This window comes from Actinomadura kijaniata (assembly GCF_014138665.1).
In the GTDB taxonomy this organism is placed as follows: domain Bacteria; phylum Actinomycetota; class Actinomycetes; order Streptosporangiales; family Streptosporangiaceae; genus Spirillospora; species Spirillospora kijaniata.
Window position 1 is genome coordinate 631,283 of sequence record NZ_JACJIA010000001.1, and the last position, 14,061, is coordinate 645,343.

Annotated in this window: 15 protein-coding genes; 12 read left to right on the forward strand and 3 right to left on the reverse strand. The window is 75.5% G+C overall.

Going from position 1 to position 14,061, the window contains the following annotated elements:
• Nucleotides 1-13: 13 nt before the first annotated feature.
• From HNR61_RS02970 to HNR61_RS03020, 11 genes are all read left to right on the forward strand, one after another.
• On the forward strand, nt 14-1,531 hold the full coding sequence (locus HNR61_RS02970) for a sugar ABC transporter ATP-binding protein (protein WP_182841526.1): 1,518 nt from the start codon (nt 14-16) through the stop codon (nt 1,529-1,531).
• A complete protein-coding gene (locus HNR61_RS02975; protein WP_312897738.1) occupies nt 1,528-2,508 on the forward strand; it encodes an ABC transporter permease in 981 nt (326 codons plus the stop codon). Before HNR61_RS02970 ends, HNR61_RS02975 begins: the two co-directional genes overlap by 4 nt.
• Before the next feature lie 23 nt (nt 2,509-2,531).
• A complete protein-coding gene (locus HNR61_RS02980) occupies nt 2,532-3,578 on the forward strand; it encodes an ABC transporter substrate-binding protein (RefSeq protein ID WP_182841527.1) in 1,047 nt (348 codons plus the stop codon).
• Nucleotides 3,575-4,729: a Gfo/Idh/MocA family protein gene (locus HNR61_RS02985; protein ID WP_312897739.1), complete on the forward strand. Its 1,155-nt coding sequence runs from the start codon at nt 3,575-3,577 to the stop codon at nt 4,727-4,729. The genes HNR61_RS02980 and HNR61_RS02985 overlap by 4 nt, the downstream gene beginning before the upstream one ends.
• A complete protein-coding gene (locus HNR61_RS02990; RefSeq protein WP_182841528.1) occupies nt 4,726-5,733 on the forward strand; it encodes a sugar phosphate isomerase/epimerase family protein in 1,008 nt (335 codons plus the stop codon). The genes HNR61_RS02985 and HNR61_RS02990 overlap by 4 nt, the downstream gene beginning before the upstream one ends.
• Before the next feature lie 75 nt (nt 5,734-5,808).
• Nucleotides 5,809-6,363 carry an RNA polymerase sigma factor gene (locus HNR61_RS02995; protein ID WP_182841529.1) on the forward strand — a complete coding sequence of 185 codons (555 nt, stop codon included), beginning with the start codon at nt 5,809-5,811 and terminating at the stop codon, nt 6,361-6,363.
• Nucleotides 6,360-7,232: a hypothetical protein gene (locus HNR61_RS03000; RefSeq protein WP_182841530.1), complete on the forward strand. Its 873-nt coding sequence runs from the start codon at nt 6,360-6,362 to the stop codon at nt 7,230-7,232. Before HNR61_RS02995 ends, HNR61_RS03000 begins: the two co-directional genes overlap by 4 nt.
• Nucleotides 7,233-7,302: 70 nt before the next feature.
• A complete protein-coding gene (locus HNR61_RS03005; RefSeq protein ID WP_182841531.1) occupies nt 7,303-7,719 on the forward strand; it encodes a hypothetical protein in 417 nt (138 codons plus the stop codon).
• On the forward strand, nt 7,716-8,768 hold the full coding sequence (locus tag HNR61_RS03010; RefSeq protein ID WP_312897740.1) for an efflux RND transporter periplasmic adaptor subunit: 1,053 nt from the start codon (nt 7,716-7,718) through the stop codon (nt 8,766-8,768). Before HNR61_RS03005 ends, HNR61_RS03010 begins: the two co-directional genes overlap by 4 nt.
• Nucleotides 8,765-9,436 carry an ABC transporter ATP-binding protein gene (locus tag HNR61_RS03015; RefSeq protein ID WP_182841532.1) on the forward strand — a complete coding sequence of 224 codons (672 nt, stop codon included), beginning with the start codon at nt 8,765-8,767 and terminating at the stop codon, nt 9,434-9,436. Before HNR61_RS03010 ends, HNR61_RS03015 begins: the two co-directional genes overlap by 4 nt.
• A gap of 94 nt (nt 9,437-9,530) precedes the next feature.
• Nucleotides 9,531-10,706 carry an ABC transporter permease gene (locus tag HNR61_RS03020; protein ID WP_312897741.1) on the forward strand — a complete coding sequence of 392 codons (1,176 nt, stop codon included), beginning with the start codon at nt 9,531-9,533 and terminating at the stop codon, nt 10,704-10,706.
• Between the two features lie 7 nt (nt 10,707-10,713).
• Here HNR61_RS03020 and HNR61_RS03025 read toward each other — a convergent pair whose 3' ends face one another.
• The 3 genes from HNR61_RS03025 to HNR61_RS03035 form a co-directional block, all read right to left on the reverse strand.
• Complete coding sequence (locus HNR61_RS03025; protein ID WP_312897742.1) at nt 10,714-11,394, reverse strand: cupin domain-containing protein; 681 nt, start codon at nt 11,392-11,394, stop codon at nt 10,714-10,716.
• Nucleotides 11,395-11,721: 327 nt separating this feature from the next.
• The gene (locus HNR61_RS03030) at nt 11,722-12,639 is read right to left on the reverse strand and encodes an NADP-dependent oxidoreductase (protein WP_182842258.1); all 918 of its coding nucleotides are present in this window, start codon (nt 12,637-12,639) and stop codon (nt 11,722-11,724) included.
• A gap of 82 nt (nt 12,640-12,721) precedes the next feature.
• Nucleotides 12,722-13,306, reverse strand: a complete 585-nt coding sequence (locus HNR61_RS03035) for a Uma2 family endonuclease (protein WP_182841533.1) — start codon at nt 13,304-13,306, stop codon at nt 12,722-12,724.
• Between the two features lie 185 nt (nt 13,307-13,491).
• Between HNR61_RS03035 and HNR61_RS03040 the strand changes: the two genes are divergently transcribed.
• Complete coding sequence (locus HNR61_RS03040) at nt 13,492-14,034, forward strand: DUF1707 SHOCT-like domain-containing protein (RefSeq protein WP_182841534.1); 543 nt, start codon at nt 13,492-13,494, stop codon at nt 14,032-14,034.
• Nucleotides 14,035-14,061: the final 27 nt, after the last annotated feature.

A 14,061-nucleotide genomic window follows, 5' to 3' on the forward strand; every position in this document is an offset into this window, starting at 1 on the left:
CGCGGAGGCCCCGATGGGCGAGCAGCAGACGCTGCTGACGATGCGCGGCATCGTCAAGGAGTTCCCCGGCGTGCGCGCCCTCGACGGCGTCGACCTCGACGTGCGGGCGGGCGAGGTGCACTGCCTGCTCGGCCAGAACGGCGCGGGCAAGTCCACCCTCATCAAGATCCTGGCCGGGGCGTACCGGCCCGACGCCGGGGAGATCGAGCTGGACGGCCGGCCGTTCCGCCCGGCCCACCCCACCGCCGCGATGCGCGCCGGGATCGCCACCATCTACCAGGAGCTCGACCTGGTGGACGGGCTGTCGGTCGCCGACAACGTCTTCCTCGGCCACGAGCGCGCCCGCCTCGGCTTCACCCGGCGGCGCGAGGCCGAGCGCCGCGCGCACGGGCTGCTGGACCGCCTCGGCCACGGCGAGATCCCGCCGGGCCGGGAGGTCGGGCGGCTCCCGGCGGCGGGCAAGCAGGTCGTCAGCATGGCGCGGGCGCTGTCGCACGACGCCCGGCTGATCGTGATGGACGAGCCGTCGGCGGCGCTGGCCCACGACGAGGTCGGCAACCTGTTCCGGATCATCCGGGAGCTGACCGCCGCCGGGGTCGCCGTCGTCTACATCTCGCACCGGCTGGCGGAGATCCGCGAGATCGGCGACCGGATCACGGTCCTGAAGGACGGGCGGACGGTGGCGCGCGGCCTGGCCGCCGACGACACCCCCACCGACCGGATCGTGGCGCTGATGACCGGCCGCGAGACCAGCTCCGCGTTCCCCGACCGGCCCCCCGCCGCCACCCTGGACGACCGTCCCGAGGTGCTGCGGGTGGAGGGGCTGACGCTGCCGGGGGTGTTCGCGGACGTGTCGTTCACCGTGCGCGCGGGCGAGATCGTCGGCCTGGCGGGGCTGGTGGGCTCCGGCCGCTCGGAGATCCTGGAGACCGTCTACGGCGCCCGCCGCCCCGGCGCCGGGCGGGTCCTGGTCGACGGGCGGCCGGTCCGCCCCGGCTCCACCGGCGCGGCCGTGCGGCGCGGCATGGGCCTGGCGCCCGAGGAGCGCAAGAGCCAGGCGCTGCTGCTGGACCAGAGCGTCACCGCCAACGTCGGCGTCGCCTCGCTGCCCCGCTTCTCGAAGCTCGGCTGGCTGGACCGGCGGCGCGAACGCGGCGAGGTCGACACCCTGGTCCGGGCCCTCGACATCCGCCCCGGCGATCCCGACCGCGCGGTCGGGACGCTGTCGGGCGGCAACCAGCAGAAGGTCGTGCTGGCCCGCTGGCTGGTCGGCGACCGGCGGCTGCTGGTGCTGGACGAGCCGACGCGCGGCGTGGACGTCGGGGCGCGCGCCGAGCTGTACGCGCTGATCCGGGGGCTGGCCGACCGGGGGATCGGGGTGCTGCTGGTGTCCAGCGAGGTGCCCGAGGTGCTGGGCCTGGCCGACCGGGTGCTGGTGGTCCGCGAGGGCCGCGTCGTCCACCAGGGCGACGCCCGGGGGCTGGACGAGGCCGCCGTACTTGAAATGATCATGGAAGGGAGCGCCCTGTGATCACCGATTCCCGCCCCGCCGCGCCCGCCCCGCCGCGGCTGCGGCGCGAGGTGCGGCACGCCGGGCTGGTCGCCGCGCTGGTGCTGCTGGCGCTGGTCGGCCTGGTGACCCGGCCCGACAACTTCGCCACCTCCGCCAACCTGGTCGGCGTGCTCGCGCTGGCCTCCACCATCGGCGTCATCACCGTCGGCATGACCTTCGTGATCATCGGGGGCGGCATCGACCTGTCGGTGGGCGCGCTGATGGCGCTGGCCTCGGTGTGGGCGACGACGCTGGCGACCCAGTCCTACGGCCCGGCGGTGATGGTGCTGTGCGCGGTCCTCGTCGGCACCGGCGCGGGGCTCGTCAACGGCCTGCTCATCTCCTACGGGCGCCTGGTGCCGTTCATCGCCACCCTGGCCATGCTGGTGGCCGCGCGCGGCCTCGCCCAGCGCATGTCCGACCGCAGGACCCAGCTCGTCCGGCCCGAGAACGACGCCATCGAGGCGCTGTCCACCGGCCGGATCCTCGGGCTGCCGCCGGTGGTGTTCGTCTTCGCGGCCGTCGCCGCCGCCGGATGGGTGCTGCTGAACCGCACCACGTTCGGGCGGCGCACGTTCGCCGTCGGCGGCAACCCCGAGGCGGCGCGGCTGGCCGGCATCGACGTGCGCCGCCACACCCTGCTGTTGTACGCGCTGTCCGGGCTGTGCTGCGGCATCGCCGCGATCATCATCATGGCCCGCACCACCACCGGCTCCAGCACCCACGGCGACCTGTACGAGCTGGACGCGATCGCGGCCGTCATCATCGGCGGCACGCTGCTGACCGGCGGGCGCGGCTCGCTGGTCGGCTCGATCCTCGGCGTGCTCGTGTTCACGCTCATCACCAACCTGTTCATCCTCAACGGCCTGCAGACCAGCGACCAGCTGATCGCCAAGGGCGCGATCATCGTGGCCGCCGTCCTGCTCCAGCGCCGCGGCCTGCGCACCCCCACCTGACCCACCCCCGCAGGAGGACCACCATGCCCATCCCATCGAGAAGAGGCGTGCTGTTCGGCGGCGCGGCCGTCGCCGCCGGAGCCCTCGCCACCGCCTGCACCGGCAACGACCCCGCCGACGACGCCCCGGCCGCCCAGTCCGCGGCCGGAGGCGGCGACAACGAGAAGCCGGGCCGCGCCGTCACCATCGGGTTCTCGGCGCCCGCCGCCGACCACGGCTGGATCGCCGCCATCACCAAGAACGCCCAGGCCCAGGCCAAGCGCTACTCCGACGTCACGTTCCGGGCCGTCGAGCCCACCAACGACATCAACCAGCAGATCTCGGCCGTCGAGTCGCTGATCTCGGCGAAGGTCAACGCGCTGGTGCTGCTGCCCAACGACGGCCAGCAGCTCAACCAGGTCGCCCGCAAGGCCATGGACGCGGGCATCCCCGTGGTCAACCTCGACCGCATCTTCCCCGACAAGCTCTCCTACCGGACCTGGATCGGCGGCGACAACTACGGCATGGGCGTCGCCGCCGGGCACTACGTCGGCCGCCGCCTGAAGGAGAAGGGCGTCGCCAAGCCCGTCATCGTCGAGATCCAGGGCATCGCGACGCTGCCGCTCACCCAGGAGCGCAGCAAGGGCTTCGCCGACGCGCTGAAGACCCACGGGTTCTCGGTGACGGCCAAGCAGGACGCCAAGTTCACCGTCGAGACCGGCAACCAGGTCGCCGCCAACCTGCTCCAGGCCCACAAGAAGATCGACGCCCTGTGGAACCACGACGACGACCAGGGCGTGGGCGTGCTCGCCGCGATCAAGCAGGCGGGCCGCAAGGAGTTCTTCATGGTCGGCGGCGCCGGGTCCGCCAACGCCATGCGCGAGATCAAGGCGGGCGGCCTGCTGGAGGCCACCGTCACCTACAGCCCCTCCATGGCCGCCTCCGCCGTCAAGGTCGCCCGGCTGGTGGCGCAGGGACGCGGCATGACCGACCTGGTGGAGCTCCAGGCCCCGCAGTCGATCACGCTGGCGTCCGAGACGGTCACCCGGCAGAACGTGGACAGCTACCTGCCGATCGGTTTCGAGTCGTGAGCGGTGCCATCGGGGTCGGAATGGTCGGCCACGCCTTCATGGGGCGTGCGCACTCGCAGGCGTGGCGCAGCGTCGGGGCGTTCTTCGCGCCGCCGCTGACGCCCGTGATGGCCGCCGTGGCGGGCCGTTCCGCCGAACGCGCCGCGGCGGCGGCCCGCACGCTCGGCTGGGCGTCGGCCGAGTCGGACTGGAAGCGCCTGCTGGAACGCGACGACGTCCAGCTCATCGACGTCTGCACCCCCGGCGACACCCACGCCGAGATCGCCGTGGCGGCGCTGGAGGCGGGCAAGCACGTGCTGTGCGAGAAGCCCCTCGCCAACTCCGTCGCCGAGGCCGCCGCGATGGCGGCGGCGGCCGACCGCGCGCGCGAGCACGGGGTGCGGGCGATGGTCGGGTTCAACTACCGGCGCGTGCCCGCCGCGGCGCTGGCCCGGCGGCTGGTCGCCGAGGGCCGGATCGGCGAGATCCGGCACGTGCGCGCCCAGTACCTCCAGGACTGGCTGGCCGACCCGGACGCGCCGTTCACCTGGCGCAGCGACCGCGAGCGCGCCGGGTCGGGCGCGCTCGGCGACCTCGGCGCGCACATCGTGGACCTCGCGCAGCACGTCACCGGGCAGCGGCTCGTCGGCGTCTCGGCGGTGACGGGCACCTTCGTGCCCGAGCGTCCGCTGCCGGAGGGCGGGACGGCGCGGGTGACCGTGGACGACGCGGCGCTGTTCCTGGCCCGCACCGACGGGGGAGCGCTGGCGTCGTTCGAGGCGACCCGCTTCGCGACCGGCCGCAAGAACGCGCTGCGGCTGGAGGTCAACGGGTCGAAGGGGAGCCTGGCGTTCGACCTGGAGTCGCTGAACGAGCTCTCCTTCCACGACGCGGCCGAGGACCCGGCCACCGCCGGGTTCCGCCGCGTCCTGGTGACCGAGCCGGACCACCCCTACGCGGGGGCGTGGTGGCCGCCCGGCCATCTGCTCGGCTACGAGCACACCTTCACCCACCAGGCCGCCGACCTGCTCACCGCCATCGCCGGGGGCACCGACCCCGCGCCGTCGTTCGCCGACGGCCTCCAGGTGCAGCGGGTGCTGGCGGCCGTCGAGACCAGCGCGGACAGCGGCGCGTGGACGACCGTCGAGGGATCTGGAGGAGACGGCCGATGACCCGACCGATCACCCTGTTCACCGGGCAGTGGGCGGACCTGCCGTTCGAGGAGGTCTGCCGGCTGGCCTCCGGCTGGGGCTACGACGGGCTGGAGATCGCCTGCTGGGGCGACCACTTCGACGTGCGGGCGGCGGTGGAGGACGACTCCTACGTCCCGCGCAAGCTGGAGACCCTGGCCAAGCACGACCTGAAGGTCTGGACGATCTCCAACCACCTGGTCGGGCAGGCCGTCTGCGACGACCCGATCGACGAGCGCCACCAGGCGATCCTGCCCGCCCGCGTCTGGGGCGACGGGGAGCCCGAGGGCGTCCGCCGGCGCGCGGCCGAGGAGATGAAGGCCACCGCCCGCGCCGCCGCCCGGCTCGGCGTGGACACCGTCGTCGGGTTCACCGGCTCGGCGATCTGGCATCTGGTGGCGATGTTCCCGCCGGTCCCGGCCGCGATGGTCGAGCGCGGCTACACCGACTTCGCCGACCGCTGGAACCCGATCCTCGACGTGTTCGACGAGGTCGGCGTCCGCTTCGCGCACGAGGTGCACCCCAGCGAGATCGCCTACGACCACTGGACGACGGTCCGAGCGCTGGAGGCGGTCGGGCACCGGCCCGCGTTCGGCCTGAACTGGGACCCCTCCCACATGATGTGGCAGGACGTGGACCCGGTGAACTTCCTGTACGACTTCCGCGACCGGATCTACCACGTGGACTGCAAGGACACCCGGCTGCGCGCCCGCGACGGCCGCCGGGGACGGCTGTCGTCCCACCTGCCGTGGGGCGACCTGCGGCGGTCCTGGGACTTCGTGTCCACCGGGCGCGGCGACGTGCCCTGGGAGGACTGCTTCCGCGCGCTGAACGCCATCGGCTACGACGGCCCGATCTCCGTCGAGTGGGAGGACGCGGGCATGGACCGCCTCCAGGGCGCGCCCCAGGCCCTGGAGTACGTGCGCGGCCTCAACGCGATCACCCCGCCGGAGGGCGCGTTCGACGCCGCGTTCGGCGGCGACTGAGAAACCTCCGCCTCCCCCTGTAACGCCTCCCTTCGTCCGGACATCTGCTGTGATGACCGGACGAAGGGAGACGGCGTGGACCAGGCGTCGGGGGATCGCGCGCGCTTCGAGGCCCTGTACGCGGCCCACCACGAGGCGGTCGCGCGGTACGCGCTGCGTCGCACCGCGTCGTCCGACGACGCCGTGGACGTCCTCGGCGAGACCTTCCTGATCGCCTGGCGGCGGCTGGACGACGTGCCGGACGGCGACGGGGCGAGACTGTGGCTGTACGGCGTCGCGCGGCGCGTGCTGGCCAACCACCGGCGCGGCGCGGCCCGCCGCGAGCTGCTGCTGACGCGGCTGCGCGCCGAGTTCGCCGAGGCCGCGCCCGAACGGCACGGCGCCGCCGCCGAGATCCGCGCCGCGTTCGCCCGGCTGTCGGGCGAGGACCGGGAGCTGCTGTCGCTGACCGGCTGGGAGGGCCTGACCCCCGAGCAGGCCGCGACGGTGCTGGGCCGCCGCGCCGCGACCGTCCGGGTCCGGCTGCACCGCGCCCGCAAACGGTTCGCCCGCGCGCTCGCCGACGAGGGCGTGGACGTGGAACGGTACGGCGCCCGCGCCGTCGCCCTGGCGGAGGGAGCGCTCCGATGAGCCTGGAAGAGATCGTCAGGTGCGCCGAGCCCGCGCACGCGGTGCCGCCGGCGGGGGACGGGTCGCGCGAGCTGCTCGACGAGATCACCGCGCGGCCCCGCCCGGCCGCCCGCCCGCGCCGGGACCGGTGGCGGCTCGCCGTCCCGCTGACCGTCGCGCTCGCCGCCGCCGCCGTGCTGGCGGGCTGGCTGCTGCCGCTCGGCCCCGCCCTCGGCCCGCGCCCGGCCGCCGCGCTCGACATCCGCCGGGAGGGCGGCTTCTACATCGTGACGGTGAAGGACGCCTTCGCCGCGCCCGAACGCTACGCCGCGCAACTGCGCGCCCGGGGCCTGGACATCGGCCTGAGCGTCCAGCCGGTCTCCCCGAGCATGGAAGGGATGATCTTCACTCCGTACGACCCCCGGCTGAACGGCGTGCCCGAACAGGAGCGGTCCCGCCGCCCCGACGCGATCGTCCCCATCGCGCGGCCGGGGGCCTGCGCCACCGCCGACCGCTGCGTGATCGGCGTGCGGATCCCGGTGGACTACCGCGCCTACAAGGGGCCGGACTACACGGGGCCCGCCATGATCTCGCTGGGCCGCCGGGCCCGGCCGGGCGAGCGGCACCGGGGCTTCGCGCGGCTGAGCACGCCGGGCGAGCCGCTGGCGTGCCGGGCGTTCATCGGCCGCACGGTGGACCAGGTCACCGCGATGCTGCGGAGGCGCGGCGTGACCGTCGGGGTGTTCGCCGTGCCGCAGAAGGGCTCGCACCCGAGCGTGCCGGGAACCTGGCGCGTCCACGACGGCTGGCTGACCGAGCCCGGAAAGGCCCTGCTGGTGGCGGACCCGGCCCCGCCGCCCCGCGTCCCACCGCTGGTCGACTGCCCCTGATCCGCTGATCCGTTCCCGCACGGCCCTCCTCCGCCGTGCGGTGTCCTCACCATGCCCAGAAGGAGTTCCCGTGAGACGGCTGTCGTTCCTGCTCGCCGTGCCGCTGCTCGCGGCGGCCTGCGGCGGAGGTTCCGAGCCCGCCGCCGCACCGCCCACGCCGTCCGACGCGGCCCAGCTGAAATACTCCCGCTGCCTGCGCGAGCACGGCGTGGACATGCCCGACGACCCGAAGAAGATCCCGGCGGGCGGGATGACGATCCCGGAGAGGGCGCGCAAGGCGTGCGCGGGCGTCGAGCCGCAGGGCAAGACGATCGACATGAACGACCCCGCGACCAAGGACCGGTTCGCGCGGTTCGCCAAGTGCATGCGCGCCAACGGCTACGACATGCCCGACAACGCGCCGCCGGACGTCCACCTGCGCAATCCGAGGAAGTGGGAGCAGTCGTACGCCAAGTGCGACCACATCCTGCGGGAGGGGCGGAAGTGAACCGCCTCCTGGTCGCCGGGGTCGCCGTGGCGGCGCTCGCGGCGGCCGGGGCCGCGGCCGTCGCCGCCACCGGCGACGGACCCGAGCGCGGTCCCGTCCGGCCGTCCGCCGCGACGGCCCCGGTCACGCGCGGCGATCTGGTGGACACCAAGACGGTGGACGGGACGCTGACGTTCGCCGGGGAGCGGAAGGTCGCCGCCGGGACGTCCGGCGTCGTCACCGCCGTGCCCCGGCCGGGCCGGGTGCTGCGCCAGGGCGACGTCCTGTACCGGGTGGACCGGCGGCCGGTGGTGCTCCTGCACGGGACGCTGCCGCTGTACCGCACGCTCGCCGAGGGGGCCGACGGACCCGACGTGACCCAGCTCGAACGCGCTTTGCGCGCCCTCGGCCACGGCTCCGCGCTGACCGTGGACCGGCGCTTCACCCCGGCGACGGCCCGCGCCGTGCGGGACTGGCAGGACGACGCGGGACTGCCGGAGACCGGGACGGTGGACGCCGCGCAGGCGGTGTTCCTGCCGTCCCCGGTCCGGGTCACCGCCGTCGGCGCGGCGGTGGGCGACCGGGTCGCGACGGGCCGCCCGATGCTCACGCTGACCGGCGTCCGGCCCGTCGTCCACGTGGACCTGAAGGTGTCGGACCGGGCCCTGGCCCGCGCGAACGCCAGGGTGACCGTCGAACTGCCGGGCGGCGGGACGCGGCCCGGCCGGGTCGTCCGGGTGGGCGGCACCGCCGAGAAGGCGCGCGGCGAGGGGCAGCAGGAGCCGACGGTGGACGTCGAGATCGAGCTGGCCGGGGGAAGGGACACCGGCGGGCTCGACCAGGCGCCCGTCACCGTCAGCCTGGAACGGGAACGCCGCCGTGACGTGCTCACCGTCCCGGTCGAGGCGCTGCTCGCCCTGCGGGGCGGCGGCTACGGCGTGGAGGTCGTCGCGGCGGACGGCTCCCGCCGCCGGATCCCCGTGCGGACCGGGGCCTACGGCGGCGACCGCGTGGAGGTCTCCGGCACCGGCCTGGCCGAGGGCACGCGGGTGGGGGTGCCCGCCCAGTGATCGAACTCGTCGGCGTCACCAAGCACCACCCCGGCGGCGTGCGCGCCCTGCGCGGCGTGGACCTGACCGTCGCGCCCGGCGAGCTGGTCGGCGTCGTCGGCCCGTCCGGCTCGGGCAAGTCCACGCTGCTGCACCTGGTCGGCACGCTGGACCGGCCCTCGTCCGGCACGGTCCGCGTGGCCGGGCACGACGTGGGACGGCTGCCGGACCAGCGGCTGGCGCGGCTGCGCGCGACCGGCATCGGGTTCGTGTTCCAGCAGTTCCACCTGGACCCGCGCGCCTCGGCCCTCGACAACGTCGCCGACGGCCTGCTGTACGCCGGGCGTCCCCGCCGCGAGCGCCGCGCCCGCGCCGCCGCCGCCCTGGAACGCGTCGGCCTCGGCCACCGCCTGGACCACCGCCCCGGGCGGCTGTCGGGCGGCGAGCGCCAGCGCGTCGCGGTCGCCCGCGCCGTCGTCGGCGACCCGCCGCTGCTGCTGGCCGACGAGCCCACCGGCAACCTCGACTCGGCCTCCGGCGAGGAGGTGCTGTCCCTGCTCGGCGACCTGAACGCGGCCGGCACCACCGTCGTCGTCATCACCCACGACCGCGCGGTCGCCGCCCGCTGCCCCCGCCGCGTCCACGTCCGCGACGGCGACATAGCCAAGGACGAGAGGGGAACACGTTGATCCCGCACCCGGCCGATCGGCCCCACCGCCGCACGACCGACCCACACCGCGCCCACGTCCGCGACGTCGTGGCCGTCACCGGCGGGAGAGGACGGTGACGCGCCTGCGTTCGGCTGACATGGCCCGGCTGGGGGCGGCCGGGTTGCGGGCCCGGCCCGCGCGTGCCGCGTTGTCGGCGCTCGGTGTCGCGATCGGGATCGCCACCATGGTCGCGATGCTGGGCATCGCCGCGTCCGGGCAGGCCGACCTGCTGCGCCGCCTGGACGCCCTGGGCACCGGGCTGCTGCGCGCGCAGCCGGGGGAGAGCATCGGCGGTGACAAGGCGCGGCTGCCCGAACGCGCCGTCGCCCTGGCCGCGCGCGTGGACGGGGTCGCGTCGGCGAGCGCGACCGGCGAGCTGGACGCCACGGTCCGCCGCACCGACCGCATCCCCCGCGTCGAGACCGGCGGCCTCACCGTGCAGGCCGCCGACCTGGGGCTGCTGCGCACCCTGCGGGGCGGGGTGCGTACCGGGGCCTGGCTGAACGACGCCACCGCCCGCCACCCGGCCGTCGTCCTGGGCGCGGTGGCCGCCGACCGTCTCGGGATCACCGATCCCGGCGTCCGCGTCCACGTGGGGGACCGCTGGTTCACCGTGGTCGGCGTCCTCGCGCCGCTGCCGCTGGCCCCCGAGATCGACCGCGCGGCGCTCGTCGGCGTTCCGGCCGCGCGCGCCCACCTGGGGTACGACGGCCGCCCGACCACCGTCTACGGGCAGGCCGCCGACACGGCGGTCCCGGCCGTGCGGGCCCTGCTGCCCCGCGCGCTGAACCCCGAGCGCCCGAGCGACGTCGCGGTGTCGCGCCCCTCCGACGCGCTGGCCGCCCGCGCCGCCGCCGCGGGCACCCTGGACGGCCTGCTGCTGGGGCTCGGCGCGGTCGCGCTGCTGGTCGGCGGTGTCGGCATCGCCAACACCATGGTGGTGTCGGTGCTGGAGCGCCGCCGCGAGATCGGACTGCGCCGCGCCCTCGGCGCGACCCGGGGGCTGGTCCGCGCCCAGTTCCTCACCGAGTCGCTGCTGCTGTCGGCCCTCGGCGGCGTCGCGGGCCTGCTGCTGGGCGCCCTGGCCACCGCCGGGTACGCGCTGGCGCGCGGCTGGCCGTTCGCGCTGCCGCTCCCGGCGCTGGCCGGGGCGCTGGGCGCGACGCTGCTGGTGGGCGCGCTCGCGGGCCTGTACCCGGCGGTGCGGGCGGCGCGGCTGGCCCCGACCGAGGCGCTCGCCGCGTCCTGACCGGCCCCTAGAGCGCCCGGAAGTCGGCGAAGTCGAACCCGGGGGAGACCACGCAGCTCACCAGGACCTCCTGGTTCCCGGCGGGCCGGGCGGACTGCCAGACGCCCGCCGGGACGAGGGCCTGGGGGACCTGGCCGTGCTCCACGTCCGGTCCCACCGTGACCGTCGTCGTCCCGCCGGGCCGCTCGCCGTCGCCGCCGAGGACCAGCGACAGCGGCCCGCCCCGGTGCCACAGCCACACCTCGTCCGAGCGCACCACGTGCCAGATCGACTCCTCGCCGGGCGGCAGCAGGAAGTAGATGCCGGTGGCGCTGCTGCGCTCGCCGGGATAGCCGTCGGGGGTGAACGCCCGGCCCGTCCGCCACGTCTCGCGGAACCAGCCGCCCTCGGGGTGGGGGAGCATGTCCAGGGCCCGCGCCGTCGCGGGCTGCTCCAGCACGGCCACGTGCCCGCCGTGCGGGGCGCGCCGCAGGTAACGGACCTCCGCCCCCGTCCGGTCCACCACCCCGCGCGGTCCCGCGCCCGGCCCGGGGTCCACCGCGAGGACCTGCCCCTCGGGGAACTCGGCGTCGGCCAGCGCCAGCACGTCGGCGTCGTCCCCGCCGGCCCACACCGCCCCGGCCTCCCCGAGGACGAACCTCGGACCTTCCTGGGCCCGCCAGGCGTCAAGCGTCGTCAGCAACAGCACGGGAGTGAGATTACCGGCGCGTTGATCGATTGTTGATCGGATGCTGATCGGCGTACGGCAGAGTTCCTGTCGCCCGGTCCGGCGTGCCCACGGGTGGGCTCACGGGCGCGGTGACGGAGGTGTCGCGGGGATGCCTCCACGGGGATCCGCGCCGACCGCGGACCGGGCGGCCTGGAACGGGCGGGTGGCGCACCGGGGGATCGCGCGCCCGCCACCGGGCATACGGCGGCGTGACGGCCGACCCTTCCCCCTCACCGGAAAACGGGTCGGCCGTCGCGTCGTAGACGGCCTTCCGGTCCGGACCTCTCGCCCGGAGGCGAGGCCGGGCTACACGGTCAGGACGATCTTTCCCCGGCTCCGGCCGGACTCGCCCCTCTCGTGGGCCTTCGCGGCCTCCGCCAGGGGCAGGACCGTGTCGATCTCGGCGCGCAGGCGTCCCTCCTCCGCCAGCTCCGCGATCCGGGTGAGGGCGTGGTGGTCGGGTTCGACGAGGAGCGTCTCGGCGCGCGCGCCACCGGGATCGAAGTCGGCGAGCCTGTTGAGCACCAGCGACACCAGCACGCCGCCCTCGCGCAGCGTCCGCAGGGAGCGCGGGCCGTAGTCGCCGCCGATCGCCTCCACCACGACGTCCACGTCCCGCACCGTCTCGGCGAAGTCGGTCGTCGTGTAGTCGATCGGCTCGTCCACGCCGATCGAGCGCAGGAACTCGTGCTTGGCGGCGCGCGCGGTGCCCAGCACGTACGCGCCGCGCGCCTTGGCGATCTGGACCGCCAGATGGCCGACGCCGCCGGCGGCGGCGTGGACCAGGACGCGCCGGCCCGGCTGGACGTCCGCGGTGTCGACCAGCGTCTGCCACGCCGTCAGCGCCGCCAGCGGCAGCGCGGCGGCCCGCACGTGGTCGAGGTTCGCGGGCTTGGGCGCGAAGCACCGCGACGGGGCGGTCACGTACTCGGCGTACGCGCCGTGCCCGCGGGGGTAGGGCAGCATCCCGAACACCTCGTCGCCCGGCTTGTGGAGGGTCACGCCGAGGCCGACCGCCTCCACCACGCCGGACACGTCCCAGCCCAGCACGAACGGCGGTTCGCCCAGCAGCCCGCCGGTCGCGCGGTGCTTCCAGTCGGTCGGGTTCACCCCGGCCGCGTGGACGCGGACCAGGACCTCGGCCGGTCCCGGTTCCGGCCGGGGCAGTTCGATCTCCTTCAGGACCTCGGGTCCGCCGAGGACGTCCTGGCTGATGGCTCGCATCGTCGTCATGGCCCCCAGCGTGCCGCCGCGCGACCCGGGCGACGAGTGGCCTGATCGCCAAGGTCCGCAAGGATCCGGCCAGTCACTCCATCTCCGACAGCCGCGACGGGTCGAAGGCGATCGGGAACGGCGCGGGCGCCTCGACCGGCTCGCCCGACTTCGCGCGGCGGACCGCCCGGTAGGCCGCGCCGTCCAGCTCCAGCATGGTCACCAGCGGGCGCGGCTCCAGGTCGACGATCCAGTAGTGCGGGATGCCGAGGGCGGCGTACTCGGCGACCTTGTGGACGCGGTCGGTGCGCTCGTTGTCGGTGCGCGGCGTCACCACCTCGGCGACCAGTATCAGGTCCGGGCCGTAGTAGGTGTGGGTGCGGCGCTCCAGCGCCATCCGCGCCATGTCGCGCGGCACCACGAACACGTCGGGCCGCCGGATCCCGGCCGGGGTCGTGACGTGCTGCGGCGCGCCCGCCACATGGACGTCGGCGTCGGCGTGCCGGGCCGCCTCCTTGAGGATCCTGCGCAGCTGCTCGGCGGCGTTGTCGTGCCACAGGTCGCCGGGCAGCTCGGTCAGCCAGCCGTCGGCCAGCTCGTACCGGTCGCCCTCGTCGGGCAGCGCGTCCAGGTCGTACAGCGTGTACGGACCGTGCTCGTGGCCTGCGACGGCATGCATCGGCGGCCTCCTCCCCCAGAAGATCACCGTTGCCGCGAGAGTAATGGATCATCCCGGGCGCGGCCCGCAGGCGCTCCGGGGAGGCCCCCGGACGCCACGCCGGGCCGGATCCCGCGCGACCCGCGCTTGACCTTCCAGTAACGGAAGGGTCGAAGCTGGAGGGGCGACCGAAGGAGAGGATGCCGATGAGCGTCGACCAGCGCCCCGCCCCGCGCGCCTCCGACCTCGACCGGGACGCGCTGCTGGTGCGGCTGCACCGGGCCTACGCCGAGGGCCGCCTCGACGAGCCCGAGCTGGACGAGCGCATCGGGCGGGCGCTGTCCGCCCGCACCCACGACGACCTGGACCGCATCGCCGCCGACCTGCCCGCGCGCCGCGCCGTCTGGACGCCGGAGCCCGGCGTGTCCGGGCGCCTCCAGGTCGCCTGCCGGAGCGAGGTCCGCCGCACCGGGCGGTGGCGCTGCCCGGAGACCCTCGCCGTCGTGGCCCACCAGGGCGGCTGCCTGCTGGACCTGCGCGACGCCGACCTGCCCGCCCGCGCCACGGTGTGGGTGCTGGCCCACCGGTCCACGGTGCGGATCGTCGTCCCGCCGGGGACGCGGGTCGAGGCGGGCGGGGCCGGGGTGTCCACGTCCGTGACCGCGGCCCCGGCGTGGGACGGCGTGACGGTGCGGGTCAGGGGCCTGGTCCACCGGGGCGCGGTCGAGGTCACGGACCGCCCGGCCTGAGGCGGCGGCGGGCCACGCGGGCACAAT